Below are 18,304 nucleotides of genomic sequence, written 5' to 3'. Positions count from 1 at the left end.
AGTTCCAGCCTGAAAGCACTTCATGCACCCCTCTCGCGCTGCAGCACTGCCCGCGCTCGCCGTCGTCTCCCTCGCATTCTTGACGGCCTGCGGTCCAAACATCGTCGTCGTGGAAGGGGGGACGCCGTCGTCTGCTGCCGAGACGCCAGCCGAACCATCGACGACGACCGCTTCCGCCGAACCGGCGACCGAGTCGGAGCCGACGGGGGACACTACCCAGCCCGCCCCGAGCGACAACGCTCAAGTCGAGCTGGTGCAAGCGGTCACCGAGTACACGGACGCATACTTCGCAGGCGACTGGGACGTTGCGTACACCAAGCTGTGGTCTGAGCGGTGCAAGGCGAACGACGACGCGCGCAACGGGTTCCTCGGGACTCTCATGGCCCAGGACATCAACTTCCCGGAGGGGAGCCTTCGTCCCACGGCGAAGGACGTCATCGTCGATCGGATCGACGGCACGCTAGCCGTGGTGTCGTATGGCTTCGGCGAGGGCGCGATGAGCGGCGAGATCGCGTTGCAGCCGTGGGTGCACGAGGACGACCAGTGGCGGTTCGACGACTGCTGAACGGGCTGGCGCCTGGGGCTGCTGCATGATTCCGTGACAGTTGGTTAGGCAGCTTGGTCGGCGGCCTGGCTCATGATGATCTCGAACTCGATCGGGGTCAATCGTGCGAGTCTGGCCTGGCGTCGGCGACGGTGGTAGGTCCGTTCGATCCAGGTCACGATCGCGATCCGCAGCTCCTCTCGGGTGGTCCATCTCTGCCGGTCCAGGACGTTGCGCTGAAGCAGGCTGAAGAAGCTCTCCATGGCGGCGTTGTCACCGGCTGATCCGACCTGGCCCATGGATCCGCGCATCTGGTGGCGCCAGAGGGAGTGCTGCAGCTTTCGGCTTCGAAACTGGCCGCCGCGGTCCGAGTGCAGGGTGCAGTCGGCCACGCGCACCCCGCGGCGCGAGACCGCCGATTCCAGGGCGTCGACGGCCAGCTGGGACGTCATGCGGTCGGCGATGGAGTACCCCACGATCCGGTTCGACCACACGTCCTTGACCGCACACAGGTAGACCTTGCCTTCGCCGGTGGGATGCTCGGTGATGTCCGTCAACCACAGCCGGTTCGGGCCAGGAGCGGTGAATTCGCGACGCACCAGGTCATCGTGCGCGGGCGCGCCGGGCCGCCCATTCTTCCCGCGGCGCTTCTTGCCGAACACGCACCACCACTGGTTCGCCGAGCAGATCTTCCACACCGTGCGCTCACTGACCTTGTGCCCGGCCGCGTTCACCTCGTCGAACAGCAGCCGGTAGCCGAACTCGGGGTCCTCACGGTGGGCATCGAAGACCGCGTTCGCGAGATACGCCTCCTCGAGCTCGCCGCCGGTGACCGGCTGGGCGAGCCAGGCGTAGTAGTGCTGGCGGTGGAGCTTGAGCACCCGGCACGCCACCGCGACCGGCACCCTGATCGGGGCACCGGCCGCGGCGAGCTCTCTCACGAGCGGGTAGAGCCTTTTCCCGGCAGCTGAGCCTGGGACAGGTACGCCGCCGCCCGCCGCAGGACCTCGTTCTCCTGCTCCAGCAACCGAATCCGACGTCGAGCCTCACGCAACTCCCGTGCGTGCTCCGAGGCGACGCCGAGCTTCACGCCGTCCTCGACATCGGCGGCACGCAACCACTTCGTGATCGTCATCTCATGGACCCCGAAGTCCTGGGCGATCTGTGCCAGCGTCACACCGGGACCACGGTTCCGGGCGACCCGCACGACGTCCTCACGAAACTCACGGGGATAGGGCCTGGGCACAGCAACATCCTTCCAGCCTGCTCGGCGAGCAAGCGATCTGAGATGTCACAGATCCGTGCAGCAGCCCCCCTCGGTCTGCGCGGCTCAGCCGTCGTCGGAGTTCATCGAGTCGGCGTACTTGTCGCCGTCGGTGACCGCGGCCCACAGATCGTCCAGCGAGAACGGGTACTCGAGCCAGGTCCCGATCGGTCCGATCCTGACGGCGAGCCCGTCATCTGCGATGTCGATGGCGACGTCCCATTCCGCCGAGCTCTGCAGCGCGTCCTCGAGCCCAGGTAGGTCTTCGCGTCCGACGGCAGCGCGAACGTCGTCGATCGAGTGAAGGAGCACCTCGGCGCTGCCACGTCGTGCGCGACCGCGGCGCGAAGCTCGCCGCGTCACCCGAGCACTCCGCGCGCCACGTCCTCGCACTCCGTGCAGAGCCCCACCGTGCCCGACGCTCTTCCGAAGCTGCCGCAGTCCGTGCACCAGAGTCTGCGGGAGCGCTCGACGGCGAGCATCTGCTCGATGGCACGAGCGACGTCCTCGAGGGTGCCGGTCGCCGCGCTGATCTGGACCGTGAGCTCCGCATCGGCCGGGTCGAAGTAGCAGACGTCCCGCCCTGCCGGCGCGACCGTCACCACGCCGTCGTCGAGGCCCAGCACGACCTGGACCGGTGATCCATGGGCGAACCAGCTCCCGCGCGCGTCGGAGGTGGAGGAGGTAGGAAGGAGCTGGCGCAACCTGATCCGCGGAACGCGCACGATCTGACCCGACCCAGCCCGCTCGAGCTCATTGCCGCCGAGATCGTCGAAGTAAGGGCTCAGCGCCGCACGGAGGTGGGTGTCCGCCATCTCGTGCACCATCCATCGAGGAGGAGCGATCATCTCTCGGTCCTGTCGTCCGTGAACTTGCTGTGCGCAGTCACTACCGGCTTGCCGACCTGCCCTTCGTCCTCAAGAACTCCGTGAGGATCTGCATGGCGCTGGGCTCGTACTCACGCCAGAGCCTCTCGATGTTGTCGAGCTGGATGGCGCCCGTGTGGATCGCCTCGCACAGGCGCATCCAGGCCTCGCCGGACGCCGCGGTCAGCGCACCTGCGACCGAGGCGTTGATGACCGAGCCGATCCCCGGGATGACCTTGAGCGCACTTCTGACCAAAGCTCTTCCGGCGAACTGGGTCGCGAGCTGCGCGAGCGCTTGCGCGGAGAACACGACCTTGAGATCAATGCCGTACACCGTCGAGATCTTGCCCATCATGCCGAGCTGGATCGGTGCCAGGACGACGGCGTCGGCGAAAGGGATCGGCACCATCGCAGCCGTGACGGAGCTGGCCACTGCGGTCTTGATCGCCCGTCGCGCGAGCTCGCGCTTCATCGGGAGAGAGAGTTGTTGCGCCACTCTGAAAGCGTCCTGCGCGCTGTCCCGGGACAGGTCGAGCGTCGTGGTCAGAAGCTCAGCGAGCCCGTGCTGCGGTCCGCCGAACTTGCCCTGGTCGACGGCCGCCGTGAGGACGGTCGCCGCCACGGGAAGGTCGAGAGGCTCGCCTCGTCCGTCCGCTCCCTCCGGGTCGGCGAGGAACGCGAGCATCTTCGCCGCGTCGTCGGACACCATCCACTTGTTGGTCAGGTGGTTCTTGACGCGCGCCACCTTGGTCAGCACCACGATGACGTGCAGGCCGTCCGCGGCGAACGCCCGGATCATGTCGATGTCGGGCTGCGTGAGCCTGCTTGACGTCGACAGCACGCAGTACCAGACGACCGCGATCTGCTGCTCGGGCGGTCCAGCCGCGATGGTCTGCAGGTTCTGCCGGATGCGCTGCGCCGGGTCGACCTGCGAGCCGATCTCGAATCCCTCGAAGTCCCAGATGCCCAGGGCATGCGCTTCGTCGACGTGATAGGTGATCCCCTTGGTGACCGGCATGCCAACGCCCGTCTCCGCGCGGTCCTCGCCGAAGATCGCATTCAGCAGGGAGGACTTCCCGACGCCGGTCCCACCGACGATCGCGAGGTTGAAGCGGCCGATCCGCTCCCGTTCCGCCCTCGCCGCGTCGAGCAGGGGCGTGGGATCCATCGCGGGGTCCTCAGCCACCTCATTCTTCCGGCGACCCTTCGTGCCGGAATGCGTCGCTTCCTGGTCTTGGTCCTTGCCAGATCTCACACCGACTCCTTCGAAGTTGAGCGTGGCCACACTAGCCGCGGACTTCGAGGCCGATCGTCGAATGCGGGGCTGAGCACGACAAGGCAACAGGTATTTCACCCGGACTCGTCCCCCGTCGCTACGTCGACGGCGCGGGCTTTCGCCGCAGCAACGCACGGCCGCCACTGGGACTGCAGCTACTCGAGGGCACAGCGAGTACGCGAAAAGCGCCAAGATGCCTGCCGCGTGGGCTGTGATCATGAGGCCAGGCGAGTTGGCGGTCGGTGACTACCTTCGGACCTGATCAGCCCCCGTTGAGGTGTGCCTCGTACTCGAGTGCCGACTCCATGATCTCGTCCTCGGTCACGAAGTCGTCCCACTCCCGAAGGTAGGGGCGTACCGACTCGACACCGTTGCTGCACACGACGTCGTCGTGCCAGTCGTCGTTGTAGGTCACGGAGAAGCCGCAAGACCAGCGAGGATCCGGGTCGACGACGGCCTCGCCCCACGGGGCGTCGCCCTCGGTGTCGCCGTAGCAGTGCTCAGGGACGTTCTCGCCGGTGGCGCAGGGGTCCTCGGGACCCGTGTAGGGCTCGACGTGCTCGACCTCGGGGCGGGTGTTGTCGCCGATGTCGTAGCCGGTTGAGCAACTGCTCATCGCCGCCGCCAGCGCCGCCACGAGGACAACGGTGTTGAGCTTCCTCACGACGTACTACCACCTGTCTGATGCGATAGGCCTCCGCGTGAGCGCGATCGGCGCGGTCAGGGTACCGACAGAACTACTTGCGTGACGCCCGCCTGCGGGGTGAATCTCGCCCTACGGTCGAGGGAGCCTGGTGAGCCGACCCGCCGCGGCGAGTGCGTCGTCTGCCACGATGTCCCCTGTGAGCGAGCTCCTCCCCGTGTCTCAGGCCGCGTCGTTGCGGTCCAGCCTCGTCGAGTACCTCGGGACGACGTTCTCGCTCGCGGACCCGGACACGCGGGACGTCCTCGAGGAGTTCCTCACAGCGCCGAGCACGGGCATGTTCCGTGGCCCGTTCGTCCGGCTCCGCCTGCCGTTCCGCGCGGCCGACGACGGCTGGCGCGACAGTCTCGAGTGGCACGAGGGCTTCCCGCCCTACGGGCACCAGGCAGCGGCGTTCCGCCGCCTCAGCAGCCTCGACCTGGGCCCGGGCCACCGCGGCCCGGAACCGACGATCGTGACGACGGGCACCGGCTCCGGCAAGACGGAGGCGTTCCTCTACCCGATCCTCGACCACGTGCTGCGCGCGAAGCGCGCGGGCGTCGGTGGGACCAAGGCGATCATCCTCTACCCGATGAACGCCCTCGCCAACGACCAGGCGAAGCGCCTCGCAGGGCTCATCACTCGCTACCCGGCGCTCGGAGGTGTGACCGCGGCGCTCTTCACGGGGCAGGACGGACCCGAGCGCAGCATGGTGAACGACGAGGGCTTGATCACCTCCCGCGATGCCATCCGCGACACCGCGCCGGACGTCCTGCTCACCAACTACAAGATGCTCGACCAGATGCTCCTGCGGGAGAAGGACGCGAAGATCTGGCAGCAGAGTGCGCGCAGTCTCCAGTACCTCGTGCTCGACGAGTTCCACACCTACGACGGCGCGCAGGGAACCGACGTCGCGATGCTCCTGCGACGCCTCGGCCTTGCCCTCAAGAGCCACTGGTCCGACGACGAGCCCTTCACCGCGGAAGAACGTGAGCGTCCGCTCGGCCGTGTCACTCCCGTCGCGACGTCGGCCACGCTCGGTGACAAGGGCGACCCGGGAGCGATGCTCTCCTTCGCAGAGACGGTCTTCGGCGTCCCCTTCGGGCCCGACGCCGTGGTCACGGAATCCCGGCTCGCGCTCGACGAGTGGGTCGGGGAAGCTGCAGAGATCGTCCGCCTGCGTGACCTGCGTCCGATCGCCGTCGACCACGTGGTCGCGCGGCAGGTCGTCGAAGCGCTCGACGACGAGGCGGTTGGAGCCGTGGATCCTGACCACCTCACCAGGGAGGTCCTCAGGCGCCTGTACCGGGTGCCGCCAGCGGGGGCGTACGACACCGACGTCGTGCTGCCCGACTGGCACCTTCCCGACCTCGGCGAGGCCGACGGCGCGTTGCTCCTCGACCTCGCAAAGGCGCACCCGCTCGTCCAGCGCCTGGCCGACGCCGCTCGGGACGCCGTCCCACTCTCCGACCTCGCGCGCGAGGTGCTCGATCGTGGTGTCGGCGTGGAGGGAGACGACGACGGCGAGCCGTTCCTCTCCGCGGTCTTGTCCGCACTCAGCCACCTGCGGGTCGTGAACGGTCGACGCGCCCTGTCGTTAGACGTCCACCTGTGGGTCCGCGAGCTGACGCGGATCGACCGCACGGCATCGAACACGGCGAGCTTTCGCTGGGGCGACGACGGCGTCGTGCTCGACGCCGGCGCCGAGGGCGACGACGCCGCGACGCCGACGTTCCCCGCGATCTACTGCCGCCACTGCGGCCGGTCCGGCTGGGGCGTCGCTCTCGCGCCGACGGGCGCCGACCTCGACACCGAGGACAGCGGGATCCGCGAGCGGCACCTGCGCCGCGACGAGCGGTTCCGCCCGCTTGTGCACGCGCTCGAGGAGGACCAGCGCGCTGCGGACGGCGAGCAGGTCGACGACCTTGCGTGGCTCGTCGTCCAGGAGCGGCGGCTCGTGCACCAGCGTCCGGACGACGTCAGCATGGAGCAGGGCGGCGTCGTTCCCGTCCTCACGCACCGCGGCGAGGACGCCGGCAAAGCCTCCGCCGACGATGTCTGCCCGTCGTGCCAGCAGCCCGACGGCATCCGGTTCCTCGGGTCGGCCATCGCGACCCTTCTCTCCGTGACGCTCTCCGGCCTCTTCGGCACCGAAGGGCTGAGCCCGACCGAGAAGAAGGCGCTCGTCTTCACCGACAGCGTGCAGGACGCGGCGCACCGCGCAGGCTTCGTCCAGGCGCGATCCCACGCCCTGACGCTCCGCGCTGTGCTGCGCGAGGCGATCGGGCACGGACGCACCGACCTCGACAGCCTCGCGCGCACCGTCGTCGAGCTCGCCGGGGACGAGCAGGACAAGCGCTACCGCATCCTCGCGCCGGCGCTCGCCGATCGGGAGAAGTTCGCGCCGTTCTGGCAGAAGGCCACGCTTCCCCCGGCCAACTCCGCCGTGCGCAAGCGTGTCACCAAGCGGCTGCTGCTCGACATCGAGCTCGAGCTCGGTCTCCGCTCCGGCGTCGGGCGCACGCTCGAGCTCACCGGCAGCGTCGTCGCCGAGGTCGAGGTCGCCCCGGAGATCCTGCTCCAGGCGGCCAGGGACGTGCTTGCCGAGGGGAACGTGCAGGACGTGCTCGAGGCGTTCGCTCCCACGGACCGCGAGCTCGTCGCCTGGGCGCGCGGAGTGGTCGAGCGCATGCGGACGCGAGGCGCGATCGACCACGGATGGTTCACGAGGTTCCGGCAGGAGGACGGCAACCGCTGGTCGATCACCGGCGGGCGGTTGCGCGCCGAGGGCATGCCGGGCTTCGGCCGCGGCAGCAGCGCGCCCGGCTTCCCCCGGATCGGGGGCGGGCCGGCGGCCAAGGACTCGGACCTCGACCCGATCGGCGCGGCGCAGGGCTGGTACGCGCGGTGGGCCACCAAGTGCCTCGGGGTCGAGCGTGCCGACGCGCCGACGCTCGCGCGCCTGCTCTTCCAGAAGCTGGCGAGCCGTGACGTCGTCGGTACGTTGATCTCGTCCTCGGGTGCGACGACGTACCACCTCGCACCGACCTCGGTCGTCGTCGAGCCCGCCGAGCTCGCCGACCTGCAGACTGGCCGGCTGCGGCTCGCGTGCGACGTGTGCCGGTCCGAGACCCCGGGAACCGTCCAGGTGGTCGACCAGCTCGAGGGCTGTCCGTGCCTCGTGGCGAGGTGCACCGGGCGGCTGCGGCGTCGCGCCGTGGAGGACAACTTCTACCGGCGGATGTACGAGGCGAGCGACATCCGGCGCGTCGTCGCACGTGAGCACACCAGCCTGTTGCCGGACGACGTCCGGCTGCACTACGAGCAGCAGTTCAAGGCGAGCGAGCCGGCTGCGGACGCCCCCAACGTCCTCGTCGCCACGCCCACGTTGGAGATGGGCATCGACATCGGTGACCTCTCGGCCGTCATGCTGGCGTCCCTGCCGCGCAGCGTGTCGTCGTACCTGCAGCGCGTGGGACGAGCAGGGCGCCTGACGGGCAACGCCCTCGCTCTCGCATTCGTCACCGGTCGCGGCGACCAGCTGCCGCGCTTCGCGGAGCCGCTGAGCATCGTCAACGGCCAGGTGCGCCCACCCGCGACGTACTTGGACGCCGAGGAGATCCTGCAGCGCCAGTACCTCGCCTCGGTGGCCGACGTCCTCGCACGTCGCCCGGAGGGCCCGCACCCGAAGACTGCCGCAGAGGCGCTGGGCACGACGGAGCCGGGATCGTACCTCGGCGAGATCATCGCCGAGGCGGAAGAGAGCTCCGGCGCCCACCTGGCCGCGTTCCTCGGCGCGTTCCCGAACCTGCGAGCGCAGGTCGCCGAGCGCTTGCGCGCTTGGGCGACGCGCGACGGCGACCTGCCGGGGACGAGCTGGCTCGCGCGACGCTGCCACGCGGCGTCGGCGACGTGGCTCGGCCGGGTCGAGTCGCTGAACCACCGGGTGGCGGACATCCAGAAGGTGATGCCGGAGCTCGAGCAGAAGGCCCGCTCGACCGCCGCGACCAAGGACGACGAGCGGGAGCACCGCACTGCCCGGGCGGCACTGGGCCTCGCACGTCGTCAGCTCTCCGACCTGCGCGGGGAGTACTGGGTGAGCGTGCTGGAGGAGTTCGGGCTGTTCCCCAACTACACCCTGCTCGACGACTCGGTGTCCCTCGAGGTCGCCCTGTCGTGGGTGGACCCGGACACGCAGGAGTTCCACAACGAGCCGCTCGTCATCGAGCGCGGCTCGTCCCTCGCGCTGCGCGACTTCGCCCCCGGTGCCACGTTCTACGCGCGGGGGTACGCGATCGAGATCGACGCCGTCGAGCTGGGGCGCGACGACGAGGCTGTGCGGACCTGGGCCTGCTGCCCCGACTGCGGCTACGTGCTCGACGTCGGCGAGACCGGCGTTCAAGCCGCCGCGGTGCCCCCGTGCCCCCGGTGCGGGAGCATCGCCATCACGGACGTGGACCAGCGCCTCGAGGTCGTCGAGCTGCGGGCCGTGTCGTCCATGCTGCGCCGCGAGGAGGCCGCGATCGACGACCGGCGCGACGAGCGCAACCGCGAGCGCTTCACCGTCCTCACGCTCGCCGACATCGATCCGACCCGGGTGACGCGACAGTGGTTCGTCGACGGCTACGGGTTCGGAGCCAAGCACCTGCGCGACGTCTCGATCCGGTGGCTCAACCTCGGCCGCGCCGCGGCGCGGGGGAGCACCCACGTGATCGGCGGCGAGGCGGTCGACGCCCCGCTGTTCCGCGTGTGCGCCGTCTGCGGCAAGCTCGACACCGCGACGGGGGCGAACCGAGCGAGTGAGCACCGCCCCTGGTGCCCGCAGCGCAAGGCCGACACCGAGCGCACGACGAGCATCGCGCTGTCACGGACGCTGCGGACAGAGGGCCTCGTGATGCGCCTGCCCACCTCCGTGACGCTCGGTGACGACTTCGCGCTGCCGAGCCTCAGCGCCGCGCTGCTGCTCGCGCTCCGGGAGCGGATCGGCGGGGCGCCGGACCACCTCGACGTCACGACCGTCGTCGACCCCACTCTCAGCGACGGCGGCGACAACCACTACGCCCTCCTGCTCCACGACCGGGTCCCAGGCGGTACCGGCTACCTCACCGAGCTCGCAGACCCGACGATCGTGTGGCACATGCTGCGGCGCGCGTGGGAGCTCCTGCGAGACTGCTCGTGCCAGCAGGAGAACAAGCTCGCGTGCGACCGTTGCCTGCTGCCGTTCGCATCGGGGCACCTGGTGCAGCGGACCTCACGGGCCGCAGCGGAGCGGCACCTGAGGACGATCCTCCTCAGCGGTGACAGCGGGAATCATGGCGCGGGAGGAGCGGTCGATCCGCGCCAGGTGAGCATCCCCGACGACGTCGCCTGGTCCGTCACCACCGACGAGCCACCTGCGCCCGATCCGGAGTCTCAGCTGGAGCAGAGGTTTCGCGAGGTGCTGCGTGAGCGCCTGAAGACGATGGGCGCAACCGTCGTCGAGCAGCCGACGCACCTTGGAAGCGCGTGGCGTATCACCCTGGGCGGTGGTGCACGTTGGCGCCTCGAACCGCAGCAGTACGTCGCCGGGGCGAAGCCAGACTTCGTCCTGACGAGCGAGCGCCCGGACGTGCCGGACACAGCGATCTTCCTCGACGGCTGGCTCTACCACGCGAGCCCCGCCGTCAACCGCATCGCCGACGACGCGCAGAAGCGGCGGAACCTGCGCGACCACGGGTTGCAGGTGCTCGCGCTCACGTGGACCGACCTCGACGCCGCGGACTCGTCGCAGGCGTCGCCGTCGAGGCCACCATGGCTCATGCCCGGGGCACGCGAGATGGTGCTGGCACAGGCCAAGGACCAGCTCTCGCCAGCCGCGCTCGCCTTCGTCGAGACAGGTCCGCTCGAGATGCTGCTCGACTGGCTCCAGGATCCGCAGCCGACCGCGCGGGAGAGGCTCGGCAAGTGGCTGCCGATGCTTGTGCTTCCCTCCGCGCAGCATCGTCCGGTCCCGGCAACCGGACAGCTCTCCCTGGCGGCGCGCGACGTCCTGGACGGCCTGCCCTCGCCATCCACGACGGCCGTCGGTGGTGTCTGGCGTTCCGGTGCCGTGGCGTTGGCTGTCCGCATGGTCGAGCTGGCCACGTCGACGTTCGAGGTCGCCGTCGTCCTGGACGACTCGGAGGACGCTGTCGCCGACGAGAGCCACAAGGCCGCTTGGCGCGAGTGGCTCCGCCTGTCGAACCTCCTAGGACCCCGTCTCGACGCGACGGTCATCACGTCGCGCACCGCGCTCGTCGAGGGCCGCCCTGAGCCCTCTCCGACGGACGTTGTCGTGCCGGTCGCCGACCTGCATGCCGCGGTGCCCTCCGGGCACCCGTGGCACGAGGTCTACGTCGAGGCGCTCGACCACGAGAGAGAGCTGCTCGCCGCTCTCGCCGACCTGGCCGGCGACGGGGTCGGCACACCGTCGCTCGGGCACGAGACCGCTGACGGCGTCCCGCTGTCCCTGGCCTGGCCAGAGCTGCACGTCACCGCCATGCACGATGATCTGACCGACGGCGATGTCGCCGACATCGAGACCGAGGGGTGGGTCGTCGTCGCAGCCGACGCCGGCGCGCTCCGCACCGCACTGACGAGGGGTAACGACTGATGCCGCAGATCGTCTTCGGACCGCAGCCGCAGGCCAAGCTCGACGGGGCAGCGCAGAAGGCGGCCTACGCCTTCCTCGCCAAGCTTCAGCAGGACGACACCGTCCCGGGCCTGCACATCGAGCCGATCAACGGCACCAAGGACTCGCGCGTCCGTACCGGGCGGGTCAGCGACTTCTGGCGTGCCGTCCTCGTCAAGGTCCAGGGACAGCAGAGCGAGGCGCACTATGTCTACCTCGGTACGTACCCGCACGACGACGCGATCACCTTCGCCAAGAAGGTCACCCTGGAGATCAACCCACGGAACGGCATCGCCGAGCTGATCCTCGCGGACGAGCAGTCGGCGCCTCCGGCCGTCGAGACCGAGCTGGTGTCGGCGTCGGTGGAGAAGGCTGTCGACGAGACACCGGCAGAGCGGTTCCCGTTGCTCTCCGCCTGGGACATCACGGCAGAGACGCTCGAGTCCCTCGGCATCGAGCCGCGGATCGCCCGTCGTGCTGTCACCGCACGCACCGAGGACGAGGTGATGGCGCTCGTCGAGCACGCGCCCGCGGAGTGGCAAGGACTCGCGCTGCTCGACCTCGCCACCGGCACGCCGCTCGACGAGGTGCGGGCGAAGCTGGGGATCGGTGCCACCACCGAGACCAGCGGCGAGGACGACGACGATCTGCTCACGGCGCTCCAGCATCCCGCAGCACGCCTCGAGTTCGCCTTCATCGAGGACGACGCTGACCTGCGAGCCGCCATCGAGAGCACCGACTTCGGCAGGTGGCGGGTCTTCCTTCACCCCGAGCAGCGGCGCTACGCCGTCGGTGACTGGAACGGCCCGTACCGGCTCTCCGGTGGTGCCGGGACCGGCAAGACGGTCGTGCTGCTCCACCGAGCGCGTCATCTCGCGAAGCAGGACCCGACGTCCCGCATCGTCCTCACCACGTTCAACAAGACTCTTGCTGCTTCCCTCGAGGAGAACCTTCGACTGCTCGATCCTGAGCTGACGATCGCGCAGAAGCTCGGTGAGCCCGGGATCGTCGTCGCCAACGTCGACGCTCTCGCGCGCCGCGTGCTGGCTTCCGCCGAGAGCCGCATCGGCAGCTCGGAGCACGGCCCGGGCGCCGTGGCGAAGGTGCTCGGCGAGCGTAGTCCGCACGTCCTCGAACCGACAGCGAAGGCGGCGTGGGACACAGCGGCGGGAGCGGCCCAGAGCGCTCTGCCCGCAGAGCTGCGCACCGAGGCGTTCCTCGCGACCGAGTACGAGACGGTGATCCTCCCCAACCGCGTGACGACCCGCGAGGCATACCTGCGAGTCCGTCGGCCGGGACGCGGCGTCGCGCTCGACCGCGCACGCCGCAACGCGATTTGGGACGTCGTCGAGGCCTTCCGCTCGGCCGCTGCCGCGGCCGGAACGACGCACTTCGACGAGAAGGCGATGATCGCAGCGACGTACCTCGACGAACGCGCTGACTCCGGCGAAGGTCGGCTCGCAGACCACGTCCTGGTCGACGAGGGCCAGGACCTCGGTCCGACGCGCCTGAAGTTCCTCCGAGCGCTCGTCGCTCCGGGCAGGAACGATGTGTTCCTCGCCGAAGACTCCCAGCAACGGATCTACGGGCAGCGGATCGTCCTCAGCAAGTACGACATCAACGTGCGCGGACGGTCTCGCCGCTTGACCCTCAACTACCGCACCACTGCGCAGGTGCTGCAGTTCGCTGTCGGGGTGCTGCAGAACGCCGAGTTCGTGGACATGGACGCCGAGGCCGCGACGAGCGCGGGCTATCGGTCCGCGCGCAGCGGGCCAGTCCCTGTCGCCGTAGAGGCGTCCTCCCTGGTCGACGAGTACGAGAAGGCGGCGCAGATCGTCAGGGGTTGGACGACAGACGACGCCGCGCCCGAGACGACCGGCATACTCGTCTACACCAAGTGGGACGCCGAGAAGCTGCAGCGGGCACTCCTCGAGCGCGGCGTCGAGACGCGGTTCGTCGCGAACGACTCGCCGGCCGAGAAGGGCAAGCCGGTCATCATGACGATGCACCGGTCGAAGGGCATGGAGTTCAAGCGTGTCCTGCTCTTCGGCCTGAGCGCCGACTCGGTCCCAGGGATGCACCACCTCGAGAAGTTGCCGGAGGCGGAGAAGCAGGACGCACTCCTGCGGGAGCGGTCGTTGCTCTACGTGGCATCGACGCGTGCCAGGGACGAATTGGCGGTGCTGTGGAGCGGGGAACGCAGCGAGCTCCTCCCCACGATGCAGGACGGGAGAAGTGAGGAGCAAGGCTGAGGCTCCCATGGAGTTTCGGTCTAGAACGAGCGCGTCATCACACTCGAACCGATCGGCAGAAAACAGGGTGGTGACCTGATTCCCTTCCAGAAAAACGCAACCTAGATGGCGTGGAGTTCGCGCGTGGGAATGCACTCGTCGAGTGTGCGCGGGTCCTTCGTGCGAAGCGGTGCAAGGCCGTCACGCTCCGCTAGGGAGCGACCGCGTAACGATGACCGCTAACTGAACCCTGTTGCTGACCCCGAGCTTCGCGCTCGCCGCGGAGAGATGGGTCTTGACCGTCGCTTCGCTGACGTACAGCCGCTGCGCGATCTCGGGGTTGGACAGGCCCTGCGCGACGAGTCGCGCGACGTCGAGCTCGCGCTCGGTGAGGGTCGCGACCTGCTGGGCGGCCTCCCTGCGCCCCGCCGCACCGGGCGCGGCGGTGACCTGCGCCATGACGACGCGTGCCGCACGGGGCGACAGCGCGCCGTCGCCGGCTGCGACGGCGCGGACGGCGGAGACGATCTCGTCGGGTGACGCGTCCTTGGCGAGGAACCCGGACGCCCCGGCGTGGACGGCGTCGAGGATGCTGGACTCGGTGTCGAACGATGTCATGGCGATGACGCCGGGCGGGTCGGGGAGCGCCCGCACGGCGCGTGTCGCCGTCACGCCGTCGACGCGGGGCATGCGCAGGTCCAGGAGCACGACGTCGGGGTGGTGTGCTTGGACGGCCGGCACGACCTGGTCGCCGTCGGCGGCCTCGGCGACGACCTCGATGTCGTCGGGCCGCAGGATGGTCCGCAGCAGCCGTCGCACCATCGGGTCGTCGTCGACCACGAGCACCTTGATCACGCCCCGACCCTAGCGGCGCGCGCCCACGGCGCGTCCGCGGTGACCGCCGTCCTCGGCGCCGGGCGCAACGGCCGTGCCGCCCGTCGCGACCGCCGCACCGCCCGTCGCCGCGACCGCCGTCAGGCCGGCGCGCCGTCCTGATGGCGCACCCACGTCTCGCGGACCTCGGTGAGGTGGTCGAGCATCGCGGCGCGGGCGTCGTCGGCGCGGTGTGCGTCGAGGTTGTCGACGATCGCGCGGTGCGCGCGCGTGACGACGTCGATGCGGCGCGGGTCGTAGGAGAACGTCGCGACGCGTGTCTCCATGAGCCCTTCGCCGAGCACGTCGTAGAGCATGACGAAGAAGTCGTTGCCGGTCGCGACGGCGAGCCCGCGGTGGAAGGCGTAGTCGTTCTTGGACGCGGCGACGATGTCGTCGGCGTGCCCGGGGAGCTGGTCGACGAGGTCGGCGAGGCCGGTGAGCGCGGCGTCGTCGATGCGTTCGGCGGCGATGCCGGCGACGGCGACCTCGAGCGTCGCGCGGACCTCGTGGAGCTGGAGATAGGGCACGTTCGGGCCGTGGTGGAGGAACATCTGGAGCATCTGGCCGACGTCGTCGATGCTGGTGCGCCCGACGCTCAGGCCGGAGCCGGGCGTGGCGGTGACGATGCCCTTGGCGGTGAGGGCGCGGACGGCCTCGCGCACGACGGTGCGGGAGACGCCGTAGGACTCGCAGAGCTCGCGCTCGGAGGGCAGCCGGTCGCCGGGCTGGAGCTCGCGCGCGAGGATGTCGTCGCGGATCGCGTCGGCGACCTGGTCGGACAGTCGGCGCTGTCGCACGATGCCGCTCGTCGGCAGCGTCGCATCGGGCTCGGGCACCGTTCCTCCTCGGGGTGACGACCGCGCCATTCTGCCTCACGGGGGCCGCCACCTGCCCGGACGCGGTCCCGCTCACGGTCGTGAGACGGAGTTGGCTCAACTGGTATGACAGGATACAGTCACTCAACCTGCTGAGCCGAGCGTCCGACGTCGGGCACCCGTGCCGGCAGGTCTCCCCTCACCCGCACGCAGAGCAACGCGGCTTCCCAGTCGCGGGGAAAGAGCTGTTCCACGATGCGCGCCATCAGATTCGAGACGTCCGGGACCGCCCACGTGGTCGACATCCCGCGCCCGGTCCCCGGCCCCGGCGAGGTCCTCCTCGCCGTCACCTCCACGGGGGTGTGCGGCTCCGACCTGGCCGCCCTCCGCGGCACCCACCCGTTCCGCGTCCCGCCGTTGATCTCCGGCCACGAGGCCGGTGGCCGCGTCGTCGAGGTCGGCCCGGACGTCGACGACGTGGCCGTCGGCGACCGCGTCGTCGTCGACCCGCAGCGCCCCTGCGGCACGTGCGACCTGTGCACGACGGGCGGCTACCACCTGTGCGCGAGCAAGCAGATGCTCGGCGTCGCCGAGTGGGACGGCTCGTTCGCCGAGCACGTCGTCGTGCCCGCCTACACGCTGGTCCCCGCGCCCGACGGCGTCGCGGACGAGCACCTCGCGCTCGCCGAGCCGGTCGCGGTCGCGGCCCACGCCGTCGCGCAGCTGGGGGAGCGGCGCCGCGAGCGCGCGCTCGTGCTGGGCGGCGGCACGATCGGCGCGCTCGTCGCACGCGTCCTCGCGGACGGCGGCAGCACCGTGGTCGACGTCGTCGAGCCGCGGGAGCACGTCCACGAGGTGCTGCGCGCGGTCGGTGCGACGGGCGTCCACCTGCCCGACGCCGCGCTCGAGCCCGGCTCGTACGACGCCGTCTTCGTCGCCGCAGGCGTCCCCGCGCTCGTCGAGCGCGCGTTCGAGGCCGTCGCGCCCGGTGGGGCGATCGTCCAGGTCGCAGTGTTCAACCAGCCCGTGCCGGTCCCGGTGGGGCAGCTCCAGGTGCGCGAGATCGCCCTGCTCGGCACGGCCATGTACACGAAGGACGACTTCCGCACCGCGCTCGACGTCCTCGCGCGCCACCCCGGGCTCGCCGACGTGCTCGTGTCCCGCACGACCTCCCTGGAGGAGGGCGCCGCGATCACGACGACCATGGCCGCCGAGGGGCCGGGCGACATCGTCAAGCTGGTGATGGTCCCGTGAGCGCGGCCCGCGCCGTCCGCGGCGTCCTGTCCGGCGCCGAGCGCGCCCTGTTTGTGGTCTCGGGCGTCGCGATCACGCTCGTGAGCGCCGTCCTCGTGCTCCAGGTCTTCATGCGGTACGTGCTCAACAGCCCGACCGTGTGGTCCGAGGAGTTCGCGACGCTCGCGTTCGTCTGGTGCGTCATGACGGCGATCCCCGTCGCGGTGCGCCGCAGCGAGCACATCGCGGTGACGCTGCTCCTCGACCGCCTGCGCGGGAAGGTGCGCCGCGCGTTCGTCGCGCTCGGCTACGCGCTCTCCGCGGGCCTGTTCGGCCTCGTCGCCGTCTACGCCGCGATGATGCTCCCGACGGGCGCGCGCCAGCTCATGACCGGCCTGACCATCGCGACGGGCACGGACATCACGCTGCTCGCCATGTACGTCGTCGTGCCGATCGGCATGGGCTTCTCCTGCGTCTACGCGGTCGAGAAGCTCGTCGAGGCGCTGCGCGGCGACTTCGACACCCCCGACGACGCCGTGGAGGCGAACATCGCCGAGGCGGAGCAGCTCGTCGCGCCCACCTCCCAGGACAAGGACGTCTGACCCATGCCCCTCATCCTCGGAGGGCTCCTCCTCCTCATCCTCGTCATCGGCGCCCCGGTGGGCGTCGCCGTCGGCCTCGCCTCGTTCGCGAGCCTCGCCGCCGAGGGCGTGCCGCCCGAGGTCGGCGCCCAGCGGTTCGTCGCCGGGATGCGCTCCTTCCCGCTCCTCGCGATCCCGCTCTTCGTGCTCGCCGGGTCGCTCATGAACGCGGGCGGCGTGACCCAGCGCCTCATCGACTTCGCCTATGCGATCGTCGGCCGCATCCGCGGCGGGCTCTCGGCCGTCAACGTCCTCACCAACATCACGTTCGGCGGCATGTCCGGCTCGGCGGTCGCGGACGCGTCGTCGGTCGGCCGCCTCCTCATCCCGCAGATGCTGCGCCGCGGCTACGCGCCCGGCGACGCGGCGTCGGTCACTGCGACGGCGTCGATCGTCGCGCTCGTGCTCCCGCCGAGCATCACGATGATCATCTACGGCGTCGCCGCCGAGGTCTCGATCAGCGCGCTGTTCTTCCACGGCCTCTACATCGGCCTCGGGTTCGGCCTCGTCTACCTGGTCACGGGCTGGCTCGTCGCCCGCAAGAAGGGCTACCCGGCCGAGCGGGGCGTGGGCGCGCGCGAGCTCGTGCGCACCGCCGCCAAGGCACTCCCGGCGCTGCTCATCCCGGTCGTCGTGCTGGGCGGCATCCGGCTCGGCGTCTTCACCGCGACGGAGGGCGGCGCGGTCGCGGTCCTCATCGCCGTGATCCTCGGGGTCGTCGTCTACCGCGAGCTGTCCTGGCAGCGCGTCGTCAAGGCGATGCGCGAGACGACGATGCTCGTCGCCGCGATCATGCTCATCATCGCGATGGCGCAGGCCTACTCGTGGGCGCTCGTGACCGGCGGCACGCCGCAGATCGTGGCCGACGCCGTGCTCGGGCTCACGGACAACGTGCTGCTCATCCTCTTCGTCGCCAACGTGATCCTGCTGCTCATCGGCACGGTCGTCGAGGGCAACGCGGCGATCATCATCTTCACGCCGATCCTCCTGCCGATCGTCACGGCCGCGGGCGTCGACCCGGTCCACTTCGGGCTGATCGTCGTCATCAACCTCGCGATCGGGCTCATCACGCCGCCCGTCGGGATCAACCTGCTCATCACGAGCCGGATCGCCGGGATCTCGGCGGAACGGGCGCTGCGCGACATGCTCCCGTGGCTCGGGGTCTCGATCGCCCTGCTGTTCCTCGTCACGTACGTCCCCGTCCTCACCGGCATGTACTAGCCGGCG

Annotated in this window: 13 protein-coding genes; 6 read left to right on the top strand and 7 right to left on the bottom strand. The window is 70.1% G+C overall.

The genetic code is table 11. The features are described from left to right. Positions 1-22: 22 nt before the first annotated feature. Entirely contained in the window at positions 23-565 is a 543-nt protein-coding gene (locus tag HKK73_RS17210) for a hypothetical protein (protein ID WP_171468484.1), read from the top strand. Between the two features lie 44 nt (positions 566-609). Here HKK73_RS17210 and HKK73_RS17205 read toward each other — a convergent pair. The 5 genes from HKK73_RS17205 to HKK73_RS17185 form a co-directional block, all read right to left on the bottom strand. Beyond that, positions 610-1,790, bottom strand: a protein-coding gene (locus HKK73_RS17205) for an IS3 family transposase (RefSeq protein WP_253705691.1) whose coding sequence is annotated in 2 segments (ribosomal slippage) — positions 610-1,503 and positions 1,506-1,790 — 1,179 coding nt in all. Because the reading frame shifts where the segments join, the coding sequence is not laid out codon by codon here. A gap of 84 nt (positions 1,791-1,874) precedes the next feature. Beyond that, complete coding sequence (locus HKK73_RS17200; protein ID WP_171468483.1) at positions 1,875-2,120, bottom strand: hypothetical protein; 246 nt, start codon at positions 2,118-2,120, stop codon at positions 1,875-1,877. Between the two features lie 47 nt (positions 2,121-2,167). Next, positions 2,168-2,623, bottom strand: a complete 456-nt coding sequence (locus tag HKK73_RS17195) for a hypothetical protein (RefSeq protein WP_216608009.1) — start codon at positions 2,621-2,623, stop codon at positions 2,168-2,170. A 73-nt stretch (positions 2,624-2,696) separates the two neighbouring features. Continuing rightward, positions 2,697-3,929: a DUF697 domain-containing protein gene (locus HKK73_RS17190; RefSeq protein WP_253705690.1), complete on the bottom strand. Its 1,233-nt coding sequence runs from the start codon at positions 3,927-3,929 to the stop codon at positions 2,697-2,699. Positions 3,930-4,212: 283 nt separating this feature from the next. Beyond that, positions 4,213-4,614, bottom strand: coding sequence for a hypothetical protein (locus HKK73_RS17185; protein WP_171468481.1), 402 nt, complete (start codon positions 4,612-4,614; stop codon positions 4,213-4,215). A gap of 178 nt (positions 4,615-4,792) precedes the next feature. Here HKK73_RS17185 and HKK73_RS17180 point away from each other — a divergent pair, with 178 nt between their 5' ends. Both HKK73_RS17180 and HKK73_RS17175 read left to right on the top strand, forming a co-directional pair. Further along, a complete protein-coding gene (locus tag HKK73_RS17180; protein WP_171468480.1) occupies positions 4,793-11,263 on the top strand; it encodes a DEAD/DEAH box helicase in 6,471 nt (2,156 codons plus the stop codon). After that, on the top strand, positions 11,263-13,533 hold the full coding sequence (locus HKK73_RS17175; protein ID WP_171468479.1) for a 3'-5' exonuclease: 2,271 nt from the start codon (positions 11,263-11,265) through the stop codon (positions 13,531-13,533). The genes HKK73_RS17180 and HKK73_RS17175 overlap by 1 nt, the downstream gene beginning before the upstream one ends. Positions 13,534-13,713: 180 nt before the next feature. Here HKK73_RS17175 and HKK73_RS17170 read toward each other — a convergent pair whose 3' ends face one another. Both HKK73_RS17170 and HKK73_RS17165 read right to left on the bottom strand, forming a co-directional pair. Continuing rightward, positions 13,714-14,367 (bottom strand): response regulator transcription factor, encoded by a 654-nt coding sequence (locus tag HKK73_RS17170; RefSeq protein ID WP_198526301.1) that lies wholly within the window; start codon positions 14,365-14,367, stop codon positions 13,714-13,716. Between the two features lie 119 nt (positions 14,368-14,486). After that, positions 14,487-15,224 carry a FadR/GntR family transcriptional regulator gene (locus HKK73_RS17165; RefSeq protein WP_171468478.1) on the bottom strand — a complete coding sequence of 246 codons (738 nt, stop codon included), beginning with the start codon at positions 15,222-15,224 and terminating at the stop codon, positions 14,487-14,489. Between the two features lie 234 nt (positions 15,225-15,458). Here HKK73_RS17165 and HKK73_RS17160 point away from each other — a divergent pair, with 234 nt between their 5' ends. Genes HKK73_RS17160 through HKK73_RS17150 form a run of 3 tightly spaced genes read left to right on the top strand, consistent with a single transcriptional unit; the run spans position 15,459 to position 18,298 of the window. Next, a complete protein-coding gene (locus tag HKK73_RS17160) occupies positions 15,459-16,457 on the top strand; it encodes a zinc-binding dehydrogenase (protein ID WP_171468477.1) in 999 nt (332 codons plus the stop codon). Then, on the top strand, positions 16,454-17,038 hold the full coding sequence (locus tag HKK73_RS17155) for a TRAP transporter small permease (RefSeq protein ID WP_074803496.1): 585 nt from the start codon (positions 16,454-16,456) through the stop codon (positions 17,036-17,038). The genes HKK73_RS17160 and HKK73_RS17155 overlap by 4 nt, the downstream gene beginning before the upstream one ends. A 3-nt stretch (positions 17,039-17,041) precedes the next feature. Next, positions 17,042-18,298 (top strand): TRAP transporter large permease, encoded by a 1,257-nt coding sequence (locus HKK73_RS17150; protein WP_074803495.1) that lies wholly within the window; start codon positions 17,042-17,044, stop codon positions 18,296-18,298. The last annotated feature ends 6 nt before the right edge of the window (positions 18,299-18,304 follow it).

The sequence above is a fragment of the Cellulosimicrobium sp. 72-3 genome (genome assembly GCF_013127315.1).
GTDB lineage: Bacteria > Actinomycetota > Actinomycetes > Actinomycetales > Cellulomonadaceae > Cellulosimicrobium > Cellulosimicrobium funkei.
This window is presented reverse-complemented; position numbering and strand designations above follow the sequence as displayed.